This window comes from Streptomyces sp. NPDC096079 (assembly GCF_040303145.1).
Lineage (GTDB): Bacteria > Actinomycetota > Actinomycetes > Streptomycetales > Streptomycetaceae > Streptomyces.
Genome location: NZ_JBEOST010000002.1, coordinates 407,963 through 433,450 on the forward strand (window position 1 = coordinate 407,963; position 25,488 = coordinate 433,450).

Annotated in this window: 24 protein-coding genes; 18 read left to right on the forward strand and 6 right to left on the reverse strand. The window is 73.0% G+C overall.

The features are described 5' to 3' along the window. Nucleotides 1-45 precede the first annotated feature (45 nt). Together ABTY59_RS05750 and ABTY59_RS05755 are read left to right on the forward strand one after the other, a co-directional pair. Nucleotides 46-855 carry an arylamine N-acetyltransferase family protein gene (locus tag ABTY59_RS05750; RefSeq protein ID WP_352017627.1) on the forward strand — a complete coding sequence of 270 codons (810 nt, stop codon included), beginning with the start codon at nt 46-48 and terminating at the stop codon, nt 853-855. A 98-nt stretch (nt 856-953) separates the two neighbouring features. Next, nucleotides 954-1,838 (forward strand): YceI family protein, encoded by an 885-nt coding sequence (locus tag ABTY59_RS05755; protein WP_352017628.1) that lies wholly within the window; start codon nt 954-956, stop codon nt 1,836-1,838. A gap of 22 nt (nt 1,839-1,860) precedes the next feature. On the opposite strand, the gene ABTY59_RS05760 is transcribed toward ABTY59_RS05755, so the two are convergent. Continuing rightward, nucleotides 1,861-2,103: a hypothetical protein gene (locus tag ABTY59_RS05760; protein WP_352017629.1), complete on the reverse strand. Its 243-nt coding sequence runs from the start codon at nt 2,101-2,103 to the stop codon at nt 1,861-1,863. Nucleotides 2,104-2,165: 62 nt separating this feature from the next. On the opposite strand from ABTY59_RS05760, the gene holA reads away from it, so the two are divergent. Next, complete coding sequence (holA, locus tag ABTY59_RS05765) at nt 2,166-3,155, forward strand: DNA polymerase III subunit delta (RefSeq protein ID WP_352017630.1); 990 nt, start codon at nt 2,166-2,168, stop codon at nt 3,153-3,155. A gap of 613 nt (nt 3,156-3,768) precedes the next feature. Here the strand turns inward: holA and rpsT are convergent. Next, nucleotides 3,769-4,035, reverse strand: coding sequence for a 30S ribosomal protein S20 (gene rpsT / locus ABTY59_RS05770; RefSeq protein WP_188270270.1), 267 nt, complete (start codon nt 4,033-4,035; stop codon nt 3,769-3,771). A gap of 185 nt (nt 4,036-4,220) precedes the next feature. On the opposite strand from rpsT, the gene lepA reads away from it, so the two are divergent. From lepA to hemW, 3 genes are all read left to right on the forward strand, one after another. Continuing rightward, nucleotides 4,221-6,086, forward strand: a complete 1,866-nt coding sequence (lepA, locus tag ABTY59_RS05775; RefSeq protein ID WP_352017631.1) for a translation elongation factor 4 — start codon at nt 4,221-4,223, stop codon at nt 6,084-6,086. 221 nt (nt 6,087-6,307) lie between these two features. Then, nucleotides 6,308-8,185, forward strand: a complete 1,878-nt coding sequence (locus tag ABTY59_RS05780) for an AMP-dependent synthetase/ligase (protein WP_352017632.1) — start codon at nt 6,308-6,310, stop codon at nt 8,183-8,185. A gap of 46 nt (nt 8,186-8,231) precedes the next feature. After that, nucleotides 8,232-9,464 (forward strand): radical SAM family heme chaperone HemW, encoded by a 1,233-nt coding sequence (hemW, locus tag ABTY59_RS05785; protein WP_469533205.1) that lies wholly within the window; start codon nt 8,232-8,234, stop codon nt 9,462-9,464. A gap of 124 nt (nt 9,465-9,588) precedes the next feature. Here the strand turns inward: hemW and ABTY59_RS05790 are convergent, their stop codons facing one another. Together ABTY59_RS05790 and ABTY59_RS05795 are read right to left on the reverse strand one after the other, a co-directional pair. Then, a complete protein-coding gene (locus tag ABTY59_RS05790; RefSeq protein WP_352017634.1) occupies nt 9,589-10,392 on the reverse strand; it encodes a DUF3097 domain-containing protein in 804 nt (267 codons plus the stop codon). 10 nt (nt 10,393-10,402) lie between these two features. Then, entirely contained in the window at nt 10,403-11,131 is a 729-nt protein-coding gene (locus tag ABTY59_RS05795) for an MBL fold metallo-hydrolase (protein ID WP_352017635.1), read from the reverse strand. 149 nt (nt 11,132-11,280) lie between these two features. Between ABTY59_RS05795 and hrcA the strand changes: the two genes are divergently transcribed. From hrcA to ABTY59_RS05815, 4 genes are all read left to right on the forward strand, one after another. Beyond that, nucleotides 11,281-12,300 (forward strand): heat-inducible transcriptional repressor HrcA, encoded by a 1,020-nt coding sequence (gene hrcA / locus ABTY59_RS05800; RefSeq protein ID WP_352017636.1) that lies wholly within the window; start codon nt 11,281-11,283, stop codon nt 12,298-12,300. Then, complete coding sequence (gene dnaJ, locus ABTY59_RS05805; protein WP_189801871.1) at nt 12,301-13,440, forward strand: molecular chaperone DnaJ; 1,140 nt, start codon at nt 12,301-12,303, stop codon at nt 13,438-13,440. A 79-nt stretch (nt 13,441-13,519) separates the two neighbouring features. Further along, nucleotides 13,520-14,602, forward strand: coding sequence for a nitronate monooxygenase (locus ABTY59_RS05810; protein WP_352017637.1), 1,083 nt, complete (start codon nt 13,520-13,522; stop codon nt 14,600-14,602). Then, nucleotides 14,599-15,342 carry a 16S rRNA (uracil(1498)-N(3))-methyltransferase gene (locus ABTY59_RS05815; RefSeq protein ID WP_352017638.1) on the forward strand — a complete coding sequence of 248 codons (744 nt, stop codon included), beginning with the start codon at nt 14,599-14,601 and terminating at the stop codon, nt 15,340-15,342. The genes ABTY59_RS05810 and ABTY59_RS05815 overlap by 4 nt, the downstream gene beginning before the upstream one ends. Before the next feature lie 37 nt (nt 15,343-15,379). On the opposite strand, the gene ABTY59_RS05820 is transcribed toward ABTY59_RS05815, so the two are convergent. After that, a complete protein-coding gene (locus tag ABTY59_RS05820; protein ID WP_352017639.1) occupies nt 15,380-15,730 on the reverse strand; it encodes a hypothetical protein in 351 nt (116 codons plus the stop codon). 68 nt (nt 15,731-15,798) lie between these two features. Between ABTY59_RS05820 and ABTY59_RS05825 the strand changes: the two genes are divergently transcribed. From ABTY59_RS05825 to ABTY59_RS05850, 6 genes are all read left to right on the forward strand, one after another. Then, entirely contained in the window at nt 15,799-17,130 is a 1,332-nt protein-coding gene (locus ABTY59_RS05825; RefSeq protein WP_352017640.1) for an ATP-binding protein, read from the forward strand. Then, entirely contained in the window at nt 17,127-18,221 is a 1,095-nt protein-coding gene (locus ABTY59_RS05830) for a tetratricopeptide repeat protein (RefSeq protein WP_352017641.1), read from the forward strand. The genes ABTY59_RS05825 and ABTY59_RS05830 overlap by 4 nt, the downstream gene beginning before the upstream one ends. A 101-nt stretch (nt 18,222-18,322) precedes the next feature. Further along, nucleotides 18,323-18,682 carry a histidine triad nucleotide-binding protein gene (locus ABTY59_RS05835; RefSeq protein WP_352017642.1) on the forward strand — a complete coding sequence of 120 codons (360 nt, stop codon included), beginning with the start codon at nt 18,323-18,325 and terminating at the stop codon, nt 18,680-18,682. A gap of 3 nt (nt 18,683-18,685) precedes the next feature. Then, on the forward strand, nt 18,686-19,591 hold the full coding sequence (locus ABTY59_RS05840) for a ribonuclease Z (protein WP_352017643.1): 906 nt from the start codon (nt 18,686-18,688) through the stop codon (nt 19,589-19,591). Between the two features lie 2 nt (nt 19,592-19,593). Beyond that, a complete protein-coding gene (locus ABTY59_RS05845) occupies nt 19,594-20,604 on the forward strand; it encodes an adenosine deaminase (protein ID WP_352017924.1) in 1,011 nt (336 codons plus the stop codon). Between the two features lie 123 nt (nt 20,605-20,727). Then, nucleotides 20,728-21,621, forward strand: coding sequence for an RICIN domain-containing protein (locus tag ABTY59_RS05850; RefSeq protein ID WP_352017644.1), 894 nt, complete (start codon nt 20,728-20,730; stop codon nt 21,619-21,621). A 4-nt stretch (nt 21,622-21,625) separates the two neighbouring features. Here ABTY59_RS05850 and ABTY59_RS05855 read toward each other — a convergent pair whose 3' ends face one another. Continuing rightward, nucleotides 21,626-22,954 carry an MFS transporter gene (locus tag ABTY59_RS05855; protein ID WP_352017645.1) on the reverse strand — a complete coding sequence of 443 codons (1,329 nt, stop codon included), beginning with the start codon at nt 22,952-22,954 and terminating at the stop codon, nt 21,626-21,628. Nucleotides 22,955-23,215: 261 nt separating this feature from the next. Between ABTY59_RS05855 and ABTY59_RS05860 the strand changes: the two genes are divergently transcribed. Then, nucleotides 23,216-24,334 carry a carbohydrate kinase family protein gene (locus ABTY59_RS05860; protein WP_352017646.1) on the forward strand — a complete coding sequence of 373 codons (1,119 nt, stop codon included), beginning with the start codon at nt 23,216-23,218 and terminating at the stop codon, nt 24,332-24,334. A gap of 106 nt (nt 24,335-24,440) precedes the next feature. Beyond that, complete coding sequence (locus ABTY59_RS05865; RefSeq protein WP_352017647.1) at nt 24,441-25,487, forward strand: PhoH family protein; 1,047 nt, start codon at nt 24,441-24,443, stop codon at nt 25,485-25,487. Nucleotide 25,488: the final 1 nt, after the last annotated feature.

Genomic DNA, 25,488 nt, shown 5'->3' on the forward strand with positions numbered 1-25,488 from the left:
GACAAGGGGGTGAGGTGTCGATCGCCGAAGGGGCAGACTGCGGGTATGACCACACACGAACCCGTCACCATCGACGCCTACCTCCGCCGCATCGGGGCGGAGCGGCCGGCGCGGGCGGACGCCGCCGCGCTGCGCGAACTGCATCTGCGGCACCTGAGGACCGTGCCCTTCGAGAACCTCTCCATCCACCTCGGCGAGCCGATCGTCCTGGACGAGAAGGCGCTCCTCGACAAGGTGGTCGGCGCGCGGAGGGGAGGGTTCTGCTACGAGGTCAACACGGCGTTCGCCGTGCTCCTGAGGGGTCTCGGATACGAGGTCGCGCTGCTCCAGGGGCGGGTGATCGGGCCGGACGGGACGCCCGGCATCCCGTACGACCACATGGCGCTGCTCGTGGAGACCGCGGAGGGGGAGCGGTGGCTGGCCGACGTCGGTTTCGGCGACCACAGCCACTATCCGCTGGCCTTCGAGGCGCGCGAGGACCAGGTCGATCCGGGCGGGGTCTTCCGGATCGTGGAGACCGAGGAGGGCGACCTGGACGTGTTGCGGAACGGGAAGCCGCAGTACCGGCTGGAGCGGCGGCCGCGGCGGCTCGCCGACTTCACGGCGGGCGCCTGGTACCACCAGACCTCGCCCGACTCGCACTTTCCGAAGTCCCTGATCTGCTCACGGCTCACCGAGGACGGCCGGATCACGCTCAGCGCGCCGAAGCTGATCACCCGTGTGGGAGACGAGCGCGAGGAGCGGATCCTCGACGGTGACGACGAGGTGAGGAAGGCGTATCGGGAGCTGTTCGGCATCGAGCTCGACGTGCTGCCGGCCGTACGAAGCGGAATCCCCAATTCGGACCCTCGGTAACACTTGCCGCCACTCGCCCCGTTTGCCTCGAACGCCTCAACGGTGATCGAATGCGACTTCGTTGCATAGTGAATCAGTCGCACGGGGGTGCGTGAAGAATGTTCGATCGTCTCTTCGGGAAGCGGGCGGGGGGAGCCGCGCGCGGCGGTCCGTTCGCCGGCCTCGCGGTGCCCTCCTCGGCGGGCGTGCTCAGCTGCCGGGTGCTCGACCCCGTGCACGAACCCGTCCGCCAGGCCGAGTTCGTCCTCAGCGACGCGGCGGGCCGCAAGGTCCTGGGCGGCGAGACCGACCCGTACGGCACGGTCCTCGCGACGGTGCCGGCGGGCGAGTACCGGGTCGCCGTCACGTCCGAGGGGTACACGCCGTACCACGGCAGCGCCGTCGTCTCCGAGGGCGAGCACCAGGGGCTCGGCGACGTCCTGCTCCAGGTCGCGCCCCAGTCGCAGCTCCCGGAGCCGGGGGACTGGGAGATCGACCCCCTGCACTCCCAGATCGGCTTCACCGCACGGCACATCGGCCTCGCCCGGATCCACGGCCGGTTCAACAGCTTCGCGGGCGCGGTGCGGATCGCCGAGCGCATGGAGCAGTCCGCGATGCACGTCGTCATCGACGCGGCCTCCATCGACACCGGGGTGCAGATGCGCGACGACCACCTGCGCTCCGGCGACTTCCTCGACGTCGGGGCCTACCCGACGCTGGAGTTCTACAGCGAGCGCTTCGTCCACCGGGGCGGCAGCCGCTGGGCCGTCACCGGAGCGCTCACCCTCCACGGCGTGAGCCGCACGGTGACCCTGGACACCCAGTACCTGGGGCTCGGGAACGGCCTGGAGGGCGAGACCCGGGGCGCCTGCCGGGCCACCACCGAGCTGCACCGGGAGGACTTCACCCTCACCTGGCAGACGCTGCTGGCGCGGGGGATCGCGGCCGTCGGGTCCAGCATCAGCATCGACCTCGACGTCCAGATCGTCCCCAAGAAGGGCTGACGGGCGGGGCCACGCCCTCGTTCTACGGGGCTTCCAGCCAGCCCTCGTACTCGGCGGCCAGGGCGTCGAGCTCCGCCGGGTCGAGCCGGGCGTCCGGATCCTCGACGACCACCAGCCACTGGGCGTCCTCGGCGTCGTCCTCCCCGGCCAGGGCGTCCCGGACGAGCTGCGGTTCCTCGGCCACGCCGAAACGGTCGGGGAGCTCCCCGGCGAGCTCCTCGGCGGCGTCGCGGTCCGGGAGCACCAGTACGTGTCGTTCACTCACCCCGCCATTCTCGTCCCCTTCGCGGGCGGCGGTGTCAGTGGCCCGTGGGATGCTGGATCGCGATGGCCACCAGAAAGACTTCCCCCGACGACCTCCTCGGCCCCGTGACGCTCGCCGTGGGGCAGGAGGACCTGCTCCTCGACCGCGCCGTGCAGGAGGTGGTGGCGGCCGCGCGGGCCGCCGACGCCGACACGGACGTGCGCGACCTCACCCCCGACCAGTTGCAGCCCGGCGCGCTGGCCGAGCTCACCAGCCCCTCGCTCTTCGCCGAGCGGAAGGTGCTGGTCGTGCGGAGCGCGCAGGACCTCTCCGCCGACACGGTCAAGGACGTCAAGGCGTACCTCGACGACCCCATCGAGGACATCTCGCTCGTCCTGCTCCACGCCGGCGGCGCCAAGGGCAAGGGGCTGCTCGACGCGGCGCGGAAGGCGGGGGCCCGCGAGGTCGCCTGCCCGAAGACGACGAAGCCGGCGGAGCGGCTGACGTTCGTACGGCAGGAGTTCCGGGCGCTCGGGCGGTCGGCCACGCCCGAGGCCTGTCAGACGCTCGTGGACGCGATCGGCAGCGATCTGCGGGAGCTGGCGTCGGCGGTCTCGCAGCTCACGTCCGACGTGGACGGGACGATCGACGAGGCGGTCGTCGGGCGGTACTACACGGGCCGCGCCGAGGCCTCCTCCTTCAACGTCGCCGACCGTGCCGTCGAGGGGCGGGCGGCGGAGGCCCTGGAGGCCCTGCGCTGGTCGCTCTCGACCGGGGTCGCGCCCGTGCTCATCACCAGCGCGCTGGCCCAGGGGGTACGGGCGATCGGCAAGCTCTCCTCGGCGCGGGGCGGACGTCCCGCCGACCTGGCGCGGGAGCTGGGCATGCCGCCCTGGAAGATCGACCGCGTGCGGCAGCAGATGCGGGGCTGGACCCCGGACGGGGTGTCGCTGGCCCTGCGGGCGATCGCGGAGGCGGACGCGGGGGTGAAGGGCGGGGGCGACGACCCGGAGTACGCCCTGGAGAAGGCCGTGGTGGCGGTGGCGCGGGCGGCGCGCTTGCGGAGGGCGTAGCCCCGGCGGTGTCCGGGATGACCGGGGTGTCCGGGGGCGTGGGTCGCCGTGAGGCGGTGGCCTGCGCCTGAGCGGGTTTCCCTCACCCCGCCCCTTCCCGAAACCCTGCCGGGGGCTGGTGGGGCTGGAGGTACGTGTTCTTCCCGGGGGCTCCGCCCCCGGGCCCCCGAGGCGATGCGCCCGGCCGAGGCCCCGCCCGGCCCCGCACCGGGCCGACGGCCCTGCGGCCGTGCCCGCCGTACCGGCCGGGGCGGTGCCCGCCTCCGTCGTACCGGGGACGGCCCTGCGGCCGTGTGCCCGTCGTACCGGCCGGGGCGGTGCGCGCCTCCGTCGTACCGGCCGGGGCGGTGTGCGCCTCCGCCGTACAGGTCGGGGCGGTGCGCGCCCACGGAGGCGGCGAGCTGCGGCCGGGCTCATCCCGGCAGGCGCGACGCGGTGGTGCGGTACGGCGAAGGCCCCGCTCCCCCTGGGGAAGGGGGTGGCGGGGCCTTCGGCGTTCATGCTGGTGGGCTCGCGCCCGCGTGGCGAACGCGTCCGCGCGCGAGTCCGGAGTGGCCGGGCGGGAGCGGGAGAGAGGGCCCGCTGGGTCCCGTACGGCCGATCACATCAGAGCTCAGCCCTGGAGGGAGGCAACCTTGGTGGCCAGCGCCGACTTCTTGTTGGCGGCGGCGTTCTTGTGGATGACACCCTTCGAGACAGCCTTGTCGAGCTGACGCGAGGCGGCACGAGTGGCAACGGTGGCCTTCTCGAGGTCGCCGGCGGCGACAGCCTCACGGGCCTTGCGGATCGCGGTCTTGAGCGAGGACTTGACGGCCTTGTTGCGCAGGCGCGCCTTCTCGTTCGTCTTGTTCCGCTTGATCTGGGACTTGATGTTCGCCACGAAAAGAGCCTTTACAGGTTCGATGTTCCTTCTGGATGCGCCCCGCAGCTGAGAGGGCATGCGAGACACAGCTGTCCACACTATCAGCCACCCTCGGGGCCGCCCAAACCGGGCGCCGGGCGCCGGGCATGGGACCATGGTCTCTACGTATCCGTTCTGAACATCGCCCGAGACGAGATCCCTGCGTGCCCGCGACTCCTACCAACGTGCCCGAGCCGAGCCGTACCGACCCGGCTCTGATCCGCAACTTCTGCATCATCGCGCACATCGACCACGGCAAGTCCACGCTCGCCGACCGGATGCTTCAGCTCACCGGTGTGGTCGACCAGCGGCAGATGCGTGCCCAGTACCTCGACCGGATGGACATCGAGCGGGAGCGCGGCATCACGATCAAGTCCCAGGCGGTCCGGCTGCCGTGGGCGCCCACCGACGGGCAGGGTGACGGCAGGACCCACATCCTGAACATGATCGACACGCCCGGGCACGTCGACTTCACGTACGAGGTCTCCCGGTCGCTCGCCGCCTGTGAGGGCACGATCCTGCTCGTCGACGCCGCGCAGGGCATCGAGGCGCAGACCCTCGCGAACCTCTATCTCGCGATGGAGAACGACCTCACGATCGTTCCCGTCCTCAACAAGATCGACCTCCCGGCCGCCCAGCCGGAGAAGTTCTCCGAGGAGCTCGCCAACCTCATCGGCTGCCAGCCGGAGGACGTCCTCAAGGTCTCCGCCAAGACCGGCATGGGTGTCGAGGCCCTGCTCGACCGCGTGGTGCAGGACGTCCCGGCCCCGGTCGGCGTCGCCGACGCGCCCGCGCGCGCGATGATCTTCGACTCCGTGTACGACTCGTACCGGGGCGTCGTGACGTACGTCCGTGTCGTCGACGGGCAGCTCAACAAGCGCGAGCGCATCCGGATGATGTCGACCGGCGCCACCCACGAGCTCCTGGAGATCGGCGTCTCCTCGCCCGAGATGACGGCCTCCGACGGTCTCGGCGTCGGCGAGGTCGGTTACCTGATCACCGGCGTGAAGGACGTCCGCCAGTCCAAGGTCGGTGACACGATCACCTCCCTGCACCAGGGCGCGACCGAGGCCCTCGGCGGCTACAAGGACCCGAAGCCGATGGTCTTCTCGGGCCTCTACCCGCTCGACGGCTCCGAGTACCCGGACCTCCGCGAGGCCCTGGACAAGCTCCAGCTCAACGACGCCGCGCTGGTCTACGAGCCGGAGACCTCCGCCGCGCTCGGCTTCGGCTTCCGCGTCGGCTTCCTCGGCCTGCTCCACCTCGACGTGATCCGCGAGCGGCTGGAGCGCGAGTTCGGGCTCGACCTCATCGCCACCGCGCCGAACGTGGTCTACCGGGTCGTGATGGAGGACGGCAGCGAGCACACCGTCACCAACCCGAGCGAGTTCCCCGAGGGCAAGATCGACGACGTGTTCGAGCCCGTCGTGCGCGCCACGATCCTCGCCCCGAGCGAGTTCATCGGCGCGATCATGGAGCTCTGCCAGACCCGTCGCGGCACCCTGATCGGCATGGACTACCTCTCCGAGGACCGGGTCGAGATCCGCTACACCCTGCCCCTCGCCGAGATCGTCTTCGACTTCTTCGACCAGCTGAAGTCCAAGACGCGCGGGTACGCCTCCCTGGACTACGAGCCCACCGGCGAGCAGGCCTCCAGCCTGGTCAAGGTCGACATCCTGCTGCACGGCGACAAGGTCGACGCCTTCTCGGCCGTCACCCACAAGGACGCCGCGTACGCCTACGGTGTCCGGCTCGTCGCCAAGCTGCGCGAGCTCATCCCGCGGCAGGCCTTCGAGGTGCCGATCCAGGCCGCCATCGGCTCCCGGGTCATCGCCCGCGAGACCATCCGCGCCATCCGCAAGGACGTCCTCGCCAAGTGCTACGGCGGTGACATCTCCCGTAAGCGGAAGCTGCTGGAGAAGCAGAAGGAAGGCAAGAAGCGCATGAAGATGGTCGGCTCGGTGGAGGTGCCCCAGGAGGCCTTCATCGCCGTCCTGTCGAGCGACGAGTCCTCCGGCAAGAAGAAGTAGTCAGGAAGCCGGACAATAGGTGCCCTGTGCAACCAACGGGTCCACGCGCCGTGTGCGCGTGGGCCCGTTCGCGTTCCCCACGTGGGCTCGTTCGTTATGAAGCGACGCCCTGCAAGGCCTTACGCGCCGGTCCTCGGCCCTTTACTCTGATCCCGGCTCGAAGGTTACTCGCCAGTTAGTTACGAACCGCCAGAAGGCACCGCCGCCGCCCGGAGGACGTCGTGAGCGACACACAGACCCAGATCGAGAACCGGCCGCCCTCCGTGGCGTCCCTCTTCCTTGAGCGCGTCGAGCGGACCCCGGACGCGGAGGCCTACCGCTACCCGGTCCCCGCCGCCTCCGGAACCGGCCCGGACGACTGGAAGTCGCTCAGCTGGGGGCAGGCCGCCGAGCGGGTCTACGCGATCGCCGCCGGCCTCGTCGACCTCGGCGTGCAGTCCGAGGAGTGCGTCGCCCTGGCGTCCTCGACCCGGGTCGAGTGGATCCTCTGCGACCTCGGCGTGATGTGCGCGGGCGCCGCGACCACCACGATCTACCCGCAGACCAACGCCGAGGAGTCGGCGTTCATCCTCTCCGACTCGGAGTCGAAGGTCCTCATCGCGGAGGATGCGGCCCAGCTGGCCAAGGCCGTCGAGCGCCGCGCCGACCTGCCGAACCTCCGGTACGTGGTCGTCGTCGACGCCACCGGTGTGGAGAGCGACGGCGAGTTCGTCCTCTCCCTCGCCGAGCTGGAGGCGCGCGGCAAGGCCTATCTGGAGAAGCACGCGGAGGCGGTCAAGGAGCGGGTCGGCGCGATCACCGCCACGCAGCTCGCCACCCTCATCTACACCTCGGGCACCACCGGTCGCCCCAAGGGCGTCCGCCTCCCGCACGACAACTGGTCGTACATGGCCAAGGCCATCGCCGCCACCGGTCTCGTCACCCAGGACGACGTCCAGTACCTCTGGCTGCCGCTCGCCCACGTCTTCGGCAAGGTCCTCACCTCCGGCCAGATCGAGGTCGGCCACGTCACCGCCGTCGACGGCCGCGTCGACAAGATCATCGAGAACCTGCCGGTGGTCCAGCCCACCTACATGGCGGCCGTGCCCCGCATCTTCGAGAAGGTCTACAACGGGGTCGCCGCCAAGGCCCGCGCCGGCGGCGGCGCCAAGTACAAGATCTTCCAGTGGGCGGCCGGCGTGGCCCGCGACTACGCCAAGACCACCCAGGACAACTTCCGCCGCACCGGCAGCGCCACCGCGCCCTTCGGCCTCGCGGCCAAGCACAAGGTCGCCGACGCCCTCGTCTACGGCAAGATCCGCGAGGCCTTCGGCGGCAACCTGCGCGCCTGCGTCTCCGGCTCCGCCGCCCTCGCCCCCGAGATCGGCTACTTCTTCGCCGGCGCCGGCATCCACATCCTGGAGGGGTACGGCCTCACCGAGTCCTCCGCCGCCTCCTTTGTCAACCCCGGCGAGGCCTACCGCACCGGCACCGTCGGCAAGCCGCTCCCCGGCACCGAGGTCCGCATCGCCGACGACGGCGAGATCCTGCTGCGCGGCCCCGGCATCATGGAGGGCTACCACGGCCTTCCGGAGAAGACCGCCGAGGTCCTGGAGTCCGACGGCTGGTTCCACACCGGCGACATCGGCGAACTGTCCGCCGACGGCTACCTCCGGATCACCGACCGGAAGAAGGACCTGATCAAGACGTCCGGCGGCAAGTACATCGCGCCGGCAGAGGTCGAGGGCCAGTTCAAGGCCGTCTGCCCGTTCGTCTCGAACATCCTCGTCCACGGCGCCGACCGGAACTACTGCACCGCCCTCATCGCCCTCGACGAGCCCTCCCTCCTCGGCTGGGCCGCCGAGCACGGCCTCGGCGGCAAGGCGTACGCGGAGGTCGTCGCGGCCCCGGAGACCGTCAAGCTCATCCAGGGCTACGTCGACCGCCTCAACGAGGGCCTCCAGCGCTGGCAGACGATCAAGAAGTTCCGCCTGCTGCCGCGCGACCTCGACATCGAGCACGGCGAGCTGACCCCGTCCCTGAAGCTGAAGCGGCCGGTCGTCGAGCGCGCCTACAAGGACCTCATCGAGGAGATGTACGCGGGCTCGCGCGAGGCCTGAGCCCGCGCCGCCCGCTCACCCCGGGCAGTACGGGACAATGGGGCTCATGCCTTCCGTACTGCCCGATGGTGAAGCCGTTCCCGACGACGGGGCGCTGCCCCCGCGCGCCCTCGAAGGGGCCGGGGAGCGGCCGCTCGGGTTCTACCTGCACGTCCCGTACTGCGCGACGCGCTGCGGCTACTGCGACTTCAACACCTACACGGCGAGTGAGCTGCGCGGTACGGGCGGTGTCCTCGCCTCCCGTGACAACTACGCCGAGCAGGTCGCCGAGGAGATCCGGCTCGCCCGGAAGGTCCTCGGCGACGACCCCCGGCCCGTGCGGACCGTCTTCGTCGGCGGCGGCACGCCGACGCTGCTCGCCGCCGGTGACCTGGTACGGATGCTGGGGGCCGTCCGGGACGAGTTCGGGCTCGCCGACGACGCCGAGGTGACCACGGAGGCCAACCCGGAATCCGTCGACCCCGCCTACCTCGCCGAGCTGCGGGAGGGCGGCTTCAACCGGATCTCCTTCGGGATGCAGAGCGCCCGGCAGCACGTCCTGAAGATCCTCGACCGCACGCACACGCCCGGGCGGCCCGAGGCGTGCGTCGGCGAGGCGCGGGCCGCCGGGTTCGAGCACGTCAACCTCGACCTGATCTACGGCACGCCCGGGGAGACCGACGACGACTGGCGGGCCTCGCTGGACGCCGCGATCGGGGCCGGCCCCGACCACGTCAGCGCCTACGCGCTGATCGTCGAGGAGGGGACGCAGCTCGCGCGGCGCATCCGGCGCGGTGAAGTGCCCATGACCGACGACGACGTGCACGCCGACCGGTACCTGATCGCCGACGCGGCCTTCGAGGAGGCGGGCTTCTCCTGGTACGAGGTGTCCAACTGGGCCACCTCCGAGGCCGGGCGCTGCCTCCACAACGAGCTGTACTGGCGCGGCGCCGACTGGTGGGGCGCCGGGCCCGGGGCGCACTCGCACGTCGGCGGCGTCCGGTGGTGGAACGTGAAGCACCCCGGCGCGTACGCGGCGGCGCTGGCCGAGGGCCGGTCGCCCGGCGCCGGGCGGGAGATCCTCGCGGACGAGGACCGGCGGGTCGAGCGGATCCTCCTGGAACTGCGGCTCCGCGAGGGCGTCGAGCTGTCGGTCCTCAAGCCCGCGGGGCTGGCCGCCGCAGGGCGGGCCCTGTCGGACGGGCTGCTCGACCCCGGGTCGTACGCGGCGGGGCGGGCCGTGCTGACCCTGCGGGGGCGGTTGCTGGCCGACGCGGTCGTGCGGGACCTGGTGGACTAGGGACTTTCCGCACAGGCCCTCAGGCCGTGTCCGGAAAGTCCCGCCTGGGCCGCGGCGCTACTTTCCGGACGCGGCCTAGGGGGGCTCGCGACGGGACCGTCGTCGTGGGCGCCGCCCCGGCGGCCTACGGCGCCGTCACGAAGTCGATCAGTTCCTCCACGCGGCCGAGGAGCGCCGGTTCCAGGTCCTTGTACGACGTCACGCGCTTCAGGATCGCCTGCCAGACCGCACCCGTGTTGTCCGGGGGCCAGCCCAGGGCGCGGCAGACGCCCGTCTTCCAGTCCTGGCCCCGGGGGACCGCCGGCCAGGCCGGGATGCCGAGGGAGGACGGCTTCACCGCCTCCCAGACGTCGATGTACGGGTGGCCGACCACCAGGACGTCCGGGGAGGTCACCCGGGTGGCGATCCTCGACTCCTTCGAGCCCGGCACCAGGTGGTCCACGAGGACGCCGAGCCGGGCGTCCGGACCCGGGCCGAACTCCGCGACGATCGCGGGCAGGTCGTCGACGCCCTCCAGGTACTCCACGACCACGCCCTCGACGCGCAGGTCGTCGCCCCAGACCCGCTCCACGAGCTCCGCGTCGTGGCGGCCCTCGACGTAGATCCGGCCCGCCCGCGCCACGCGCGCGCGTGCGCCCGGCACCGCGACCGAGCCGGAGGCCGTACGGGTGGGGCGGGACGGGCCCGACACCGGGCGGACCAGCGTCACGACCTTGCCCTCCAGGAGGAAGCCGCGCGGTTCCAGCGGGAACACCCGGTGCTTGCCGAAGCGGTCCTCCAGGGTCACCGTGCCCGCCTCGCAGCGGATCACCGCCCCGCAGAAGCCCGTCGCGACCTCCTCGACCACGAGGTCGGGGTCCGCCGGGACCTCGGGCGCGGGCGCCGACCTCTTCCAAGGCGGTGTCAGATCCGGGTTGTAGCTGCGCATTTGGGTGACGTTAGGGCACGTCGAAGCGGTGTGCCAGTTCCTCGCGCTGTGCCCTCACGAACGTGGCGTCCACCACGGCGCCGTGCCCCGGGACGTACACCGCGTCCTCGCCGCCGAGGGCGAGCAGCCGGTCCAGGGCGTCCGGCCAGCGGGACGGGATCGCGTCCGGGCCGGCCTGCGGCTCGCCCGACTCCTCCACCAGGTCGCCGCAGAAGACGACCTCGCGCGGGCCGGGGACGCAGAGCGCCAGGTCGTGGCCCGAGTGGCCGGGGCCCACGTTCGCCAGGAGGACCTGCCGGTCGCCCAGGTCGAGGGTCCACTCGCCCGAGACCACGTGCCGCGGCGCCACCAGGACCTCCGCCGCCGCCTCCGCGGCCTCCGCGTCCAGACCCTGCGTGACCGCGTCCGTGCGCAGTTCCTCCCTGGCGTGGGCCCCGCCCAGGAGGGCGTCCGAGCCGACCGCGCCGAAGACCTCCGCGCCCGCGAAGACCGCCGTGCCGAGGACGTGGTCGAAATGGGGGTGGCTGAGTGCGATGTGTGTCACCTTTCGGCCGCCCGTGAGCGCCGCGATCTGGGCCCGGAGCTCGGCGCCCTCCGCGAGCGAGGCACCCGTGTCGTACAGCAGCACGGCCCGTGTGCCCAGGACCAGACCGACCGTGGCGTCCCAGACGGGCAGCCGGCGCCGCCCCACCCCGTCCGCCAGCCGCTCCCATCCCTGAGCTTCCCAATCGATGTCCATGGGGCGACGCTAACGGGTGCGGGCGCCGCCTCCTTGCCAGGAGCGATGCCCGCCGCCGTACACTGACCGGGGGATCGCTGGCACTCGGACAGGGCGAGTGCCAAAAGCGGAGCAACCGGAACGACGTCGACAGCTGGAGGTGCGCCACGATGCTCAGCGAACGCAGACTCGAGGTCCTGCGCGCCATCGTCCAGGACTACGTCGGTACGGAGGAGCCCGTCGGCTCCAAGGCGCTCACCGAGCGCCACAAGCTCGGCGTGTCACCCGCCACCGTGCGCAACGACATGGCCGTCCTGGAGGAGGAGGGGTACATCGCCCAGCCCCACACCAGTGCGGGGCGCATCCCCACCGACAAGGGCTACCGGCTCTTCGTCGACCGGCTCGCCGGCGTCAAGCCGCTGTCGACGCCCGAGCGGCGGGCCATCCACAACTTCCTCGACGGAGCCGTCGACCTCGACGACGTCGTGGGCCGTACGGTACGGCTGCTCGCGCAGCTCACCCGGCAGGTCGCCGTCGTCCAGTACCCGTCGCTGACCCGCTCGACCGTCCGGCACGTGGAGCTGCTCTCGCTGGCCCCCGCCCGCCTGATGCTCGTCCTCATCACCGACACCGGCCGGGTCGAGCAGCGCGTCGTCGACTGCCCCGCGCCCTTTGGCGAGACCTCGCTCGCCGACCTCAGGGCCCGGCTCAACAGCCGGGTCGTCGGCCGCCGGTTCGCCGACGTGCCGCAGCTGGTGCAGGACCTCCCCGAGTCCTTCGAGGAGGCCGAGGACCGCGCCACGGTCTCGACCGTGCTCGCGACCCTCCTCGAAACCCTCGTCGAGGAGCACGAGGAGCGGCTGATGATCGGCGGCACCGCCAATCTCACCCGCTTCGGACACGACTTCCCCCTGATGATCAGGCCCGTCCTGGAAGCCCTGGAGGAGCAGGTCGTGCTCCTCAAGCTGCTCGGCGAGGCCAAGGAATCGGGCATGACCGTACGCATCGGGCACGAGAACGCCCACGAGGGGCTGAGCTCCACGTCCGTCGTCTCGGTCGGCTACGGTTCGGGCGGCGAGGCAGTCGCCAAACTCGGCGTGGTCGGACCGACCCGCATGGACTACCCCGGAACGATGGGAGCGGTACGCGCAGTGGCACGTTACGTCGGACAGATCCTGGCGGAGTCGTAAGTGGCCACGGACTACTACGCCGTACTCGGCGTGCGCCGCGACGCTTCCCAGGACGAGATCAAGAAGGCGTTCCGGAGGCTCGCGCGCGAGCTGCACCCGGACGTCAATCCCGATCCGAAGACGCAGGAGCGCTTCAAGGAGATCAACGCCGCCTACGAGGTCCTCTCGGACCCGCAGAAGAAGCAGGTCTACGACCTCGGCGGCGACCCGCTCTCGGCCTCCGGCGGAGCCGGCGCGGGCGGCGGCTTCGGAGCAGGTGGCTTCGGCAACTTCTCCGACATCATGGACGCCTTCTTCGGCACGGCCTCGCAGCGCGGCCCGCGCTCGCGGACCCGCCGGGGCCAGGACGCCATGATCCGTCTGGAGATCGACCTCAACGAGGCCGCCTTCGGCACCACGAAGGACATCCAGGTCGACACGGCGGTCGTCTGCACCACCTGTTCGGGTGAGGGCGCCGCGCCCGGCACCTCCGCGCAGACCTGTGACATGTGCCGCGGCCGCGGCGAGGTCTCCCAGGTCACCCGGTCCTTCCTCGGCCAGGTCATGACCTCCCGGCCCTGCCCGCAGTGCCAGGGCTTCGGCACCGTCGTCCCGACGCCGTGCCCCGAGTGCGCCGGCGACGGCCGCGTGCGGTCCCGCCGCACCCTCACGGTCAAGATCCCGGCCGGTGTCGACAACGGCACCCGCATCCAGCTCGCGGGCGAGGGCGAGGTCGGCCCCGGCGGCGGCCCCGCCGGCGACCTGTACGTCGAGATCCACGAGACCCCGCACGAGGTGTTCCAGCGGCGCGGGGACGACCTGCACTGCACGGTCACCATCCCGATGACCGCGGGCGCGCTCGGCACGAAGGTGCCGCTGCAGACCCTCGACGGCGTCGAGGAGATCGACATCCGCCCGGGCACCCAGTCCGGCCAGTCGATCCCGCTGCACGGACGGGGTGTCACGCACCTGCGCGGCAACGGCCGCGGCGACCTGATCGTGCACGTCGAGGTGACGACGCCGAGCAAGCTCGACGCCGAGCAGGAGCGCCTCCTGCGCGAACTGGCCAAGCTCCGTGGCGAGGAACGGCCGACCGGCCAGTTCCAGCCGGGGCAGCAGGGGCTGTTCTCGCGCCTGAAGGACGCGTTCAACGGGCGGTAGCGGTTCCACGTCGGAAAGGGGCGGCACCCGTGTGCCGCCCCTTTCCCGTGCCCCGGTCCGCGCATGACACGATGCCCATATGTCCACCACCGCACTGAACGATCTCTCTCGGTTTCCGATCGTGCAGGCCCCCATGGCGGGTGGCGCCTCCTGTCCCGAACTCGTCGGAGCCGTCTGCGAGGCCGGGGCGCTCGGCTTCCTCGCCGGCGGGTACAAGACGGCCGGCGGCCTCTACCAGGAGATCAAGCGGGTCCGCGGGCTCACCGCGCGCCCCTTCGGTGTCAACCTCTTCATGCCGCAGGCCGGCCGGCCGGCCGACCCCGCCGCCGTCGAGGTCTACCGCCATCAGCTCGCCGGCGAGGCCACCTGGTACGACACCCCGCTCGGCGAGACCGACGACTCCCGCGACGACGGCTACGACGCCAAGCTGGCCATCCTCCTGGAGGACCCGGTCCCCGTCGTCTCCTTCACCTTCGGCTGCCCCGCCCGTGAGACCTTCCACGCCTTCGACCGCGTCGGTACGTACACGATCGTCACCGTCACCTCCGCCGACGAGGCCCTCGCCGCGCAGCGGGCCGGCGCCGACGCCGTCTGCGTCCAGGGCGTCGAGGCGGGCGGGCACCAGGGCACGTTCCGTGACGACCCGGCCGACGAGGGTGCCCCCGGCACCGGGCTCCTCGCCCTCGTCACCCAGGTCCGCGAGGCCGTCGCGCTGCCGATCGTCGCGACCGGCGGGATCATGCGCGGTGCGCAGATCGCCGCCGTTCTCGCCGCCGGCGCCGACGCCGCCCAGCTCGGCACCGCCTTCCTGTGCTGCCCCGAGTCGGGCGCGCACCCGCTGCACAAGCAGGCCCTGACGGACCCGCTGTTCACCCGGACCGCCCTCACCCGGGCCTTCTCCGGGCGACCCGCGCGCGGCCTCGTCAACCGCTTCCTGCGCGAGCACGGGCCGTACGCGCCCGCCGCCTACCCCGAGATCCACCACCTCACCGCCCCCCTCCGCAAGGCGGCCGCCACCGCGAACGACGCCCAGGGCATGGCCCTGTGGGCGGGCCAGGGCCACCGCCTCGCCCGGGACCTCCCCGCCGGCCGGCTGGTCGAGGTGCTGGCCGCCGAACTCGACACCGCCCTCTCCGGGCTCGCCCACAGGAGCACCTCATGACCGCACCCGTCTTCGTCGTCGACACCGTCCCCGGGGCCGGGAGCTTCCTCCTGGACGGGCCCGAGGGGCGGCACGCCGTCTCCGTGAAGCGACTGCGCGCCGGGGAGGAACTCGTCCTCGCCGACGGGCGCGGCCGCTGGGCCGAGTGCGTCGTCGTGGCCGCCGAGGGCAAGGACGAGCTCACCGTGCGGGTCGACGAGGTCCACGAGGACCCCGAGGAGGAGCCGCGCATCACGGTCGTCCAGGCCCTTCCCAAGGGCGACCGGGGCGAACTCGCCGTCGAGACCATGACGGAGACCGGCGTGGACGCGATCGTGCCCTGGGCGGCCTCACGCTGCATCACCCAGTGGAAGGGCGACCGGGGCCTCAAGGCGCTCGCCAAGTGGCGCTCCACCGCGCGCGAGGCCGGCAAGCAGTCGCGCCGCACCCGCTTCCCCGAGGTCACCGACCTCATGACGGGCAAGCAGGTCGCCGCGCTCCTCGCGAGCGCCGACTTCGCGGCCGTCCTGCACGAGGACCGCGACCACCCCAGCGGGGCCCTCGCCACCGCCGACCTCCCCGCCAAGGGCTCGATCGTGCTCGTCGTCGGCCCCGAGGGCGGGGTCTCCCCGGACGAGCTGGCGGCCTTCGAGGCCGCCGGCGCGCAGCCGTACCGGCTCGGCCGCAGCGTGCTGCGCACGTCGACGGCGGGTACGGCGGCCACGGCCCTGGTCCTGGGCCGCACGGGCCGCTGGAGCTAGGGCCTGTCCTTCGGATCAGGCCGGGCTGGCGGGGGGCCTAGTCCCCTCCCGTCAGGGCGTCGAAGAGGGGCCAGGCGTCCACCTCCCGTACGCCCGTCTCGTACGGGAGGAGGCCCCGGGCCGTCGCCAGGTCGAGGAGCCGGCGGACCACGCCCGGCTCGTTCAGGTTGAGGTGCCCGCCGGCGGCGGCCACCTCGCCCGTGCCGTACGGGAAGCCCGCCGTGACGCGGCCCGGGCCGCTCGCGAACACCAGCCGGAGCAGGGCGTCGCGGGCTTCGGCCCGGCGCAGCGTGACGTAGGTGCGGCAGCCGGGATGCGTGTGGCCGACGTTCCACAGCCAGACCCGGCCGTCCACCGTCAGCCGGCGCGGTGCGCGGGCGCGTCTCATGGACCGCAGCCTACGAGCGCGGGCAACCCGCTGGACGGGGCACGGGGTGACTTTTCTAGGCTGGGCCCATGGCCGACGAGTCCCCCCTCATCCGCAGTCTGCGCGCCGCCGTGGCCGCCGCCCCCGGTGACGTGCCCCTGCGCCTCCACTTCGCCGAGCTCCTCCTCGCGGAGGGCCGCAACGACGAGGCCGTCGCGGAGGCGGCCGTCGCGCTCCAGCACGCGCCCGGCGACGCGGACGCCCGCGCGCTGATGGTCCGGGCGATGGGGATGCCGGCCGCGCCCGCCCCCGCCGCCGCGCCGGAGGTGCCGGTGCCGCCCGCGCCCGAGGTGCCGGCGGCGCCCGCGTCCGAGGTGCCGGTCGTGCCCGCGCGCGACGAGCCCGCGCGGCCCCCGTCCGTCCCCTCCTTCGACTGGGACGCCGCCGAGCAGCAGGTCCAGGACCTCGTCGGGCCCCGCTTCCTCGACGACCCGCAGGCCGCCGGCGCCGAGGGGACCGCCGGGGACGCCGCCGCCTGGGACGTCGACGCCCCCGGAGCCGTACGCCTCTCCGACGTGGGCGGCATGGACGAGGTCAAGGACCGTCTGGAGGCCGCCTTCCTCGCCCCCATGCGCAACCCCGAACTGCGCAGGCTGTACGGCAAGTCGCTCCGCGGCGGCCTGCTCCTCTACGGTCCGCCCGGCTGCGGCAAGACCTTCATCGCGCGGGCCGTCGCCGGCGAGCTCGGCGCGGGCTTCCTCACCGTCTCGCTCTCCGACGTCCTCGACATGTGGATCGGCGCCTCCGAGAAGAACATCCACGACATCTTCGAGACCGCCCGCCGCCAGGCGCCCTGCGTCGTCTTCCTCGACGAGCTGGACGCCCTCGGCGCCAAGCGCTCGCGCACCCACCACAGCGGCCTGCGCAACGTCGTCAACCAGCTGCTCACCGAGCTCGACGGCATCGCGAGCGGCCCCGGCAACGAGGGCGTCTTCGTGCTCGCCGCGACCAACGTGCCCTGGGACGTGGACATCGCGCTGCGCCGCCCGGGCCGCCTCGACCGCACGCTGCTCGTGCTGCCGCCGGACGCCGCCGCCCGCGAGTCGATCCTCCGCTACCACCTGCGGGAGCGCCCCATCGAGGCCGTCGACCTCGGCAAGCTCGTCAAGGCCACCGAGGACTTCTCCGGCGCGGACCTCGCCCACGTCTGCGAGACCGCCGCCGAGGCCGCGCTCCTCGACTCCGCCCGCACCGGCTCCGTACGCCTGATCACCACCAAGGACCTGCTCGGCGCCGCCAAGCAGATCAAGCCGTCCACGGAGCCGTGGTTCGCCGCCGCCCGGAACGTCGCCATGTTCGCCAACGAGGGCGGGCTCTACGACGACCTCCTCACCCACCTCAAGAAGAAGCGCAAGCTGTGACCGCCTCCACCGCGCTCGCCCGCGCCGAGGCGCTCTACGAGACCGGGCGGTACGCGCAGGCCGGCGAACTCGTCGCCCGGCACCTGGCCGGCGAACCCGAGGACGCGGACGCGCTCGTCCTGCTCGCCCGCTGCCACCACCGCGCCGGCGACCGGGCCGCCGCCCTGGACGCCGCCGACCAGGCGCTGCGGGCCCAGCCCGAGCTGCTCGGCGGCTGGCTGATGCGCGCCCACGTGCTCCTCGCCGAACGGCGCTTCCAGGAGGCCGAGGCCACCGCCCGGCACGCCGTCGCACTCGCCCCGCACTACTGGGGCACCCACTACGCCCTCGGCACCGCCCTCGCCGAGCACGCCGAGCACGCCCGCACGCCCGCGCGCACCGTCGAGGCGTACGAGGCGGCGCGGACCGCCGTCGGGCTCGCGCCCGAGGAGGACGCCGCCCACTTCCTGGTCGGCCTCACCGCCCAGCGGCGCGGCGACCACGCCACCGCCCAGCGGGCCTACGAGACGACCCTGCGCCTCAACCCGCAGAGCAGCGAGGCCCACAACAACCTGTCGCTGCTGCGGCTGCGCCGCCGCTGGTTCCGGCGCGGTGCCTGGACCCAGGCCGCCGAGGGCTTCGTCGCCTCCGCCGCGCTCGACCTCCAGGACCGCAAGGCCCGCTACAACCTGGAGGCCATGGCCTGGAACACCGCCGCAGGGGCCCGCTGGGTCGCGCTCCTCGGCTTCCTGGCCTCGGCCGTCACCCTCGCCGCGATCCCCACGCCCGCGACCTGGGCCGACGCGGCCGTCCCGCTCCTGGCCGGCGGGGCCGCGGTCCTCGGCGCCTGGGCCGGATGGGCGGTGTGGATGGCCCGCCGGGTGCCGCCGCGGCTGCGCCGGCCGATGCTCCTCGTGGCGCGCAACTGCCGGCCCGTGCTGTTCATGGCCGGGGCCGTCGGGCTGCTCGGCCTCCACTCGCTCGCCACGCTCGTCCTGTGGTCGTCCGCGTCGGACGCGGTGAGCGGAGTCGGCACCGTGCTGTTCTGGGGCGTGATCCTCACGTACTGGGTGAGCCGCTCGGCGCTCAACCGGCGCATGCCGAAGGAGTGAGGGGCTTCCCCCGGCTGTCGGAGGCGGCGGATAGCATGACCGGGTCGTGATCGTCAGTGATCCACACCAGTGATCCGCATCAGACCGAGGAGGTCCGGGACATGGCCGGAGAGCCGCAGGACGACTGCCTGTTCTGCAAGATCGTGTCCGGGGAGGTGCCGGCGACGATCGTGCGCGAGACGGAGACCACCGTCGCGTTCCGCGACATCAACCCGCAGGCGCCCACGCACGTCCTCGTGATCCCGCGCGTCCACTACCCCGACGCCGCCTCACTGGCCGTCGCCGAGCCGACCGTGGCCGCCGACATACTGCGCGAGGCGGGCGAGGTCGCCGAGCAGGAGAAGATCGACGGCAGCGGCTTCCGGATCGTCTTCAACACCGGTGCCGGCGCGGGCCAGACCGTGTTCCACGCCCACGCGCACGTCCTCGGCGGCCGCGGCCTCAACTGGCCCCCCGGATAAGCCGTGTCCGTACGCGAACTGGTCGTCCTCGGGACCGCGAGCCAGGTCCCGACCCGGCACCGCAACCACAACGGCTACGTGCTCCGCTGGGACGGCAGCGGCATCCTCTTCGACCCCGGCGAGGGCACCCAGCGGCAGATGCTGCGCGCCGGGGTCGCCGCGCACGACCTCGACCGGATCTGCGTCACGCACTTCCACGGCGACCACTCGCTCGGCCTGGCCGGGGTGATCCAGCGGATCAACCTCGACCAGGTCCCGCACCCGGTCACCGCCCACTACCCGGCGAGCGGACAGCACTTCTTCGAGCGGCTGCGGTACGCCACGGCCTATCGCGAGACCGTGCGGCTGACGGAGGCCCCGGTGGCCGCCGACGGGCCGCTCGCCGTCACCGCCGACTTCACCCTCGAAGCCCGCCGGCTCTCCCACCCCGTCGAGTCCTACGGCTACCGGATCACCGAGCCCGACGGGCGCCGCATCCTGCCCGGGAGACTCGCCGCGCACGGCATCAAGGGACCCGACGTCGGCCGCATCCAGCGCGAGGGCAGCATCGACGGCGTCACCCTCGACGACGTCAGCGAGGTCCGGCGCGGGCAGCGCTTCGCCTTCGTCATGGACACCCGGCTCTGCGACGGGGTCCACGCGCTGGCCGACGGCGCCGACATGCTGGTCATCGAGTCGACCTTCCTCGACGAGGACGTCCGGCTCGCCACCGACCACGGCCATCTCACGGCCGGACAGGCCGCCGCCGTCGCGCGGGACGCGGGGGTGCGGCACCTCGTCCTGACCCACTTCTCGCAGCGCTACTCCGACCCTGCCGCGTTCGAACGCCAGGCGCGGGCCGCCGGGTTCGAGGGCGAGCTGAGCATTGCCCAGGACCTCATGAGGGTCCCCGTACCGAAACGAACGTGACCATGCCCCTCCCCGCCGGCCTCCCCAAGGCCGAACTGCACCTCCACATCGAAGGCACCCTCGAACCCGAGCTGGCCTTCGCGCTCGCCGAGCGGAACGGCGTCACCCTGCCGTACGCGGACACCGCCGCCCTCCGCGAGGCCTACCGCTTCAGCGACCTCCAGTCCTTCCTGGACCTCTACTACGGCCTGATGGCGGTCCTGCGCACCGCCGAGGACTTCACCGAACTCGCCGACGCCTACCTGGAGCGGGCCGCCGCGCAGGGCGTCCGGCACGCCGAGATCTTCTTCGACCCGCAGGCGCACACGGCCCGGGGCGTGCCCCTCGGGACCGTGATCGAGGGGCTCGGCGCCTCCCTGGACCGCGCCGAGGAGCGGTACGGGATCTCCACCCGGCTCATCCTGTGCTTCCTGCGCGACGAGTCGGCCGAGTCGGCGCTGGCGACCCTGGAGGCCGCGAAGCCGTACCTCCACCGGATCACCGGGGTCGGGCTCGACTCGGCGGAGGTCGGCCACCCGCCGGCCAAGTTCCGCGAGGTCTACGAGGAAGCCGCACGGCTCGGTCTGCGCCGCGTCGCGCACGCGGGCGAGGAGGGTCCCGCCGCCTACGTCCGCGAGGCCCTGGACGTCCTCGGCGTGGAGCGGATCGACCACGGTCTGCGGTGCATGGAGGACCCGTCGCTCGTCGAGCGGCTGGCCCGCGAGCGGGTCCCGCTCACGCTGTGCCCGCTGTCGAACGTCCGGCTGCGCGTGATCGACACCCTCGCCGACCACCCGCTGCGGGCGATGATGACGGCGGGACTGCTGGTGACGGTCAACTCCGACGATCCCGCGTACTTCGGGGGGTACGTGGGGGACAACTTCGACGGGGTGCGGGACGCGCTGGACCTCACCGAGGACCAGCTCCGTGAGCTGGCGCGGAACTCGTTCGAGGCGTCCTTCCTGGAGGACGACGAGGAGCGGCGCGCCCGGTACCTGGCCGAGGTGGAGGCGTACGAGTTCGGGGACCGCTGACGGGAGCGGCAAGGCCCGGGTGAACCGGGGACCCCGGGCGCAGGTGTTCCCGCCGCAGGGGTTTCCGGGTCCGGCCGTGGGGTGATACTCGGGCGACGACCGTTGTTTCGGGGGGAGCAGCACGTGTCAGACACGCCCGGTCCCGCAGGGGACTCCACGGCCGCGCCGACGGGTCCCGGAGCCCAGGGAGCCGCGCCGGCCGAGCGGCCGGCGCCGCATCCGCCCCGATGGGCCTGGTGGGTGGCCGGGGTGGTGGTGCCCCTGGTCGGTGCCCTGGCGACGGTCCTGACCCAGACGCAGCGCACGGGCAACGCGTCGGCGCCGCCGCCCGCGCAGGCGGCGCCCACGGCGGCCTCGTCCACCGTGGGCGGGACGCCCGGCACCGGGCCGACGTCCGCGCCGCCGTCCCCGACGGGGACGACGGCGCCGGGCACCACCGCGCCCGGCACCGGGCCCGTGCCGACGAGCGCGCCGACCTCCGCGCCGGAGCCGACCCCGCCCGCCCGGCAGCCCTCCGTGCGACCGGCGCCGGCGCCGCGGGACGGCGGCCCCGTGGCGCCCCCGGTGGGTCCGGCGGTGCGGATCGTGAACGGCAACAGCGGTCTGTGTCTCGCGGTGCCGGGCGCCTCCACCGCGGTCGTCGACCTGAACCAGTTCGGCTGCGGCCCGTACGCCGACCACTTCTGGCACCTGCGGCCCGCGGGCGCGGACGGCTCGGGGCGGGCCCGCTACCGGATCGTGAACGCGAACAGCGGGTACTGCGCGGCCGTTCCGGGAGCGGCCAGGGCCACCGCCGTGAACGTCAACCAGTACCCCTGCGGCGACTACCCGGACCACCTGTGGCGGGTCGAGTACCGGAAGCGGGACACGGCCGGACGCCCGCTCTACCGGATCGTGAACGCCCACAGCGGGCTCTGCCTCGCCGTCCCGGGGGCGAGCACCCGGGAGGCCGCTCCCGTCAACCAGTACCCGTGCGGCCCGTACCCCGACCACTTCTGGCGGTTCGGGCAGGGGTGATCCGTCAGCCCCGGTCCGAGGGGCGGGCCAGCCGGAACGCCGACTTCGCCGCCCCGCGGCGGGCCGTCGGGACCGGGATCGGGGTGACCTCCTGCTCCGGCGCTCCGATCTGGGGGACCAGGGGCGTCCCCGGGCCCCGGCCGGCCAGGACCGCCGCCGGTGCGCCGCCGCGCCGGCGGATCGAGCCCGGGACCAGGGGGCGGCCGGAGGCGTGACGGGCCACCGCCGTCATCGGGACGGCCACGGCCAGGAGCAGGGCGCCGAGGGTCACGCCCATGGCCGGGTAGCCCGCGTGCTCGGAGAGCAGGGAGCCCGTCACCGGGCCGCAGGCGACGCCGAGGGAGGAGGCCGAGCCGACCATGACGGCCCAGCGGCCGCGCAGGTCGAGGGAGGCCGCCAGGCCCAGGAGGTAGGACAGGACGACCGGGTAGACCGCGTTCCACAGGATCTCGCCGGTCGCGAAGGTGCCGAGGTCCCGGGCGGTCGAGCTGAGGAGGACGCAGGCGGCGATCGCGACCGTGCCCGCGCCGATCGGGACCGCGCGGCCCAGGCGTGAGCCGAGCGCGCCCGCCGCCGTGACGCCGGCGAGGCCCGCGCCGAGGGCCGCCGCGAAGACGGCGCCGACGGTGACCTCGGAGAGCCCGGCCTGGGTGAGGCCGATGCGGCCGCTCACGCCCCAGAGGGCGTTCTGCGCGAGGGACCAGCACAGGATGCCCCCGGCGAGCACGGCGCCGGCGCGCCGGTGGGGGAGGGGGCCCCGGGCGTCCGTCGTCTCCCGCACGCCGTTCGGGGTGGCCGGGAGGAGGGTCGTGAACGGCCACACCAGGGCCGCCGCACCGGCGATCGCGAGGAGCGGGGCCGCGTGGCCGCCGCCGAGGTGCGGGAGCGTCAGGTACAGGGCGCCCGCCGTCGCCGAGACGGAGAGCAGGCCGAGGGTGGAGGCCCGGTGGGGGTCGCGCCGGCCGGCGATCCCGGCGACGGCCACCGCCGTCGCCGTGCCCGAGCCGAGGCCGCCGAGGACCGCGCCGGTGACGACCAGCGGCACGAGGCCGGTCGCGGCGGCGGAGCCGTATCCGACGGCCATCGCGAGCAGGCCCGCGCGGGCGGCCCGGCGCGGGCCGATCCGCTCTCCGCGCGCGGCGAGCGTGAAGCCGGCCGTGGAGGAGCCGAGGAGCAGGACGGAGCCGACGAGGCCCGCCTGGGAGGGCGAGAGGCCGAGACCGGCGGAGAGGCGGCCGACGACGGTCGGCAGGAGGTACGGGGCGAGGTAGCCGGCCGTGAAGAGGGCGACGAGGGCGACGAGGGCCCCCGGTCGGCGAGTCCGCGAGGACATGGGCGTTCCCAGGAACGGAAGGGGTGGGAAGGGGTGGGGCGCCCGGTGGTGTGCGCGGGGCACGGGGTCGCGGGACCATGTGTATCAAGCGGGTGCGGGGCGGGAGAAGACGGTTTCCGCCCGTTCGGTGTGTGAGGTGGGTCACCATGGGTTTGGAGGCAGGGTTCCGGGGTAAAGGATGCGCTTCTCGTGCGTCCCACCCGTCACCCCACCCCCATCGGGCACACTGATCTGATCCGCACCACGACCGGGGAGCCTGCCGTGACCACAGCAAGGGGAGAGCAGCCGCAACACGACGCCGGGGTCGACCCGTTGGTGTGCCTGCGCGAGCCCACCGACCCCGCCTGCGACGTCTTCCTGACGGGCACCGTCTTCCTCGACATCATCTTCACCGGCCTGGACAGCGCCCCCGTGCGCGGCACCGAGTCATGGGCCCGGGGCATGGGGTCGAGTCCGGGCGGCGTCGCCAACATGGCCACCGCCCTCGCCCGCCTGGGGCTCCGCACCTCGCTCGCCGCCGCCTTCGGCGACGACCACTACGGCGAGTACTGCTGGGACGCCCTGGAGCAGGGCGAGGGCATCGACCTGTCGCTCTCCCGCACCGTGCCGGGCTGGCACTCGCCCGTCACCGTCTCCATGGCCTACGAGGGCGAGCGCACGATGGTCTCCCACGGCCACGAGGCCCCGCCGCTCGACGGCGCCCTGCCCGCCTACCCGCCGCACGCGCGCGCGGCCGTCGCCTCCCTCGTGCCCGGCCGCTCCGAGGACTGGGTCGCGCAGGCCGCGCGCGGCGGCGCCAAGGTCTTCGCCGACGTCGGCTGGGACGACACCGGCCGCTGGGACCTCGCGGGACTCACCGACCTCCGGCACTGCGAGGCCTTCCTGCCCAACGCGGCCGAGGCGATGCGCTACACCCGCACCGACTGCCCCAGGGCCGCCGCCCGCGCCCTCGCCGACAAGGTCCGCTACGCCGTCGTCACCCTCGGCTCCGAAGGCGCCTACGCCGTCGACGGCGCCACCGGCGAGACCGCCGAGGTCCCCGCGATCCAGGTCTCCGCCCTCGACCCGACCGGCGCCGGGGACGTCTTCGTCGCCGGGTTCGTCACCGGCACCCTCGCCGACTGGCCGCTCGCCGACCGGCTCGCCTTCGCGGGCCTGACCGCCGCCCTCTCGGTGCAGGAGTTCGGCGGATCGCTGTCCGCCCCGACCTGGGGCGAGATCGCCGCCTGGTGGCAGCACGTCCAGGGCCACGCCCAGCAGGACCCCGAGGCGCTGCGCGGCCGCTACGCCTTCCTGGAGCGGCTCCTGCCCGTCCCCGCCCGTCCGTGGCCGCTGCGCAGGGCCGTGCCCACCATCGGCTTCCGGGCGGCCGCCTCGTAAACCGCTACGGGCTTGTCCGTGCCGAGTCGTAGGCTTGGTAGCCGAGAGGTTGTCGAGCAGCGAGAACCCTGCAACGGGAGGTATGTGCAGGCCACAGTGCCGGCCCATGACTCAGACACCCACAGCCCACAACGGAGCGCCCCACGACGGGGCGCCTGGACAGGCCCGCGCCCACTTCACCGTCCCGGCGAAGCACCCCATGGTGACCTTGCTCGGCTCCGGTGACGCCCTTCTCCGTGTGATCGAGCGGTCGTTCCCGCTGGCCGACATCCACGTCCGGGGCAACCAGGTCAGCGCGGTCGGCGACGCCGTGGAAGTCGCCCTGATCCAGCGCCTGTTCGACGAGATGATGCTGGTGCTCCGCACCGGTCAGCCGATGACGGAGGACGCAGTGGAACGCTCGATCGCCATGCTCAGGGCGAGCGGGAACGGATCGGCGGAGGGCGGCGAGGAGACCCCCGCCGAGGTGCTCACGCAGAACATCCTCTCCAGCCGGGGACGCACGATCCGTCCCAAGACGCTCAACCAGAAGCGGTACGTCGACGCGATCGACAAGCACACGATCGTCTTCGGCATCGGACCCGCGGGCACCGGCAAGACCTACCTCGCCATGGCGAAGGCGGTCCAGGCCCTGCAGTCCAAGCAGGTCAACCGGATCATCCTGACCCGGCCCGCCGTCGAGGCGGGCGAGCGGCTCGGCTTCCTGCCCGGCACGCTCTACGAGAAGATCGACCCGTACCTGCGGCCGCTCTACGACGCGCTGCACGACATGCTCGACCCCGACTCGATCCCCAAGCTCATGGCGAGCGGGACCATCGAGGTCGCGCCCCTGGCGTACATGCGAGGACGGACGCTGAACGACGCGTTCATCATCCTCGACGAGGCGCAGAACACGAACCCCGAGCAGATGAAGATGTTCCTCACCCGCCTCGGCTTCGACTCGAAGATCGTCATCACCGGTGACGTCACCCAGGTCGACCTGCCGAACGGGACGAAGAGCGGTCTGCGGCAGGTCCGGGACATCCTCGACGGGGTCCAGGACGTCCACTTCTCGACGCTCACGTCGCAGGATGTCGTCCGGCACAAGCTCGTCGGCCGTATCGTCGACGCGTACGAGCAGTACGACAGCCGCAACGGCCGCAACGGGAAGTAGT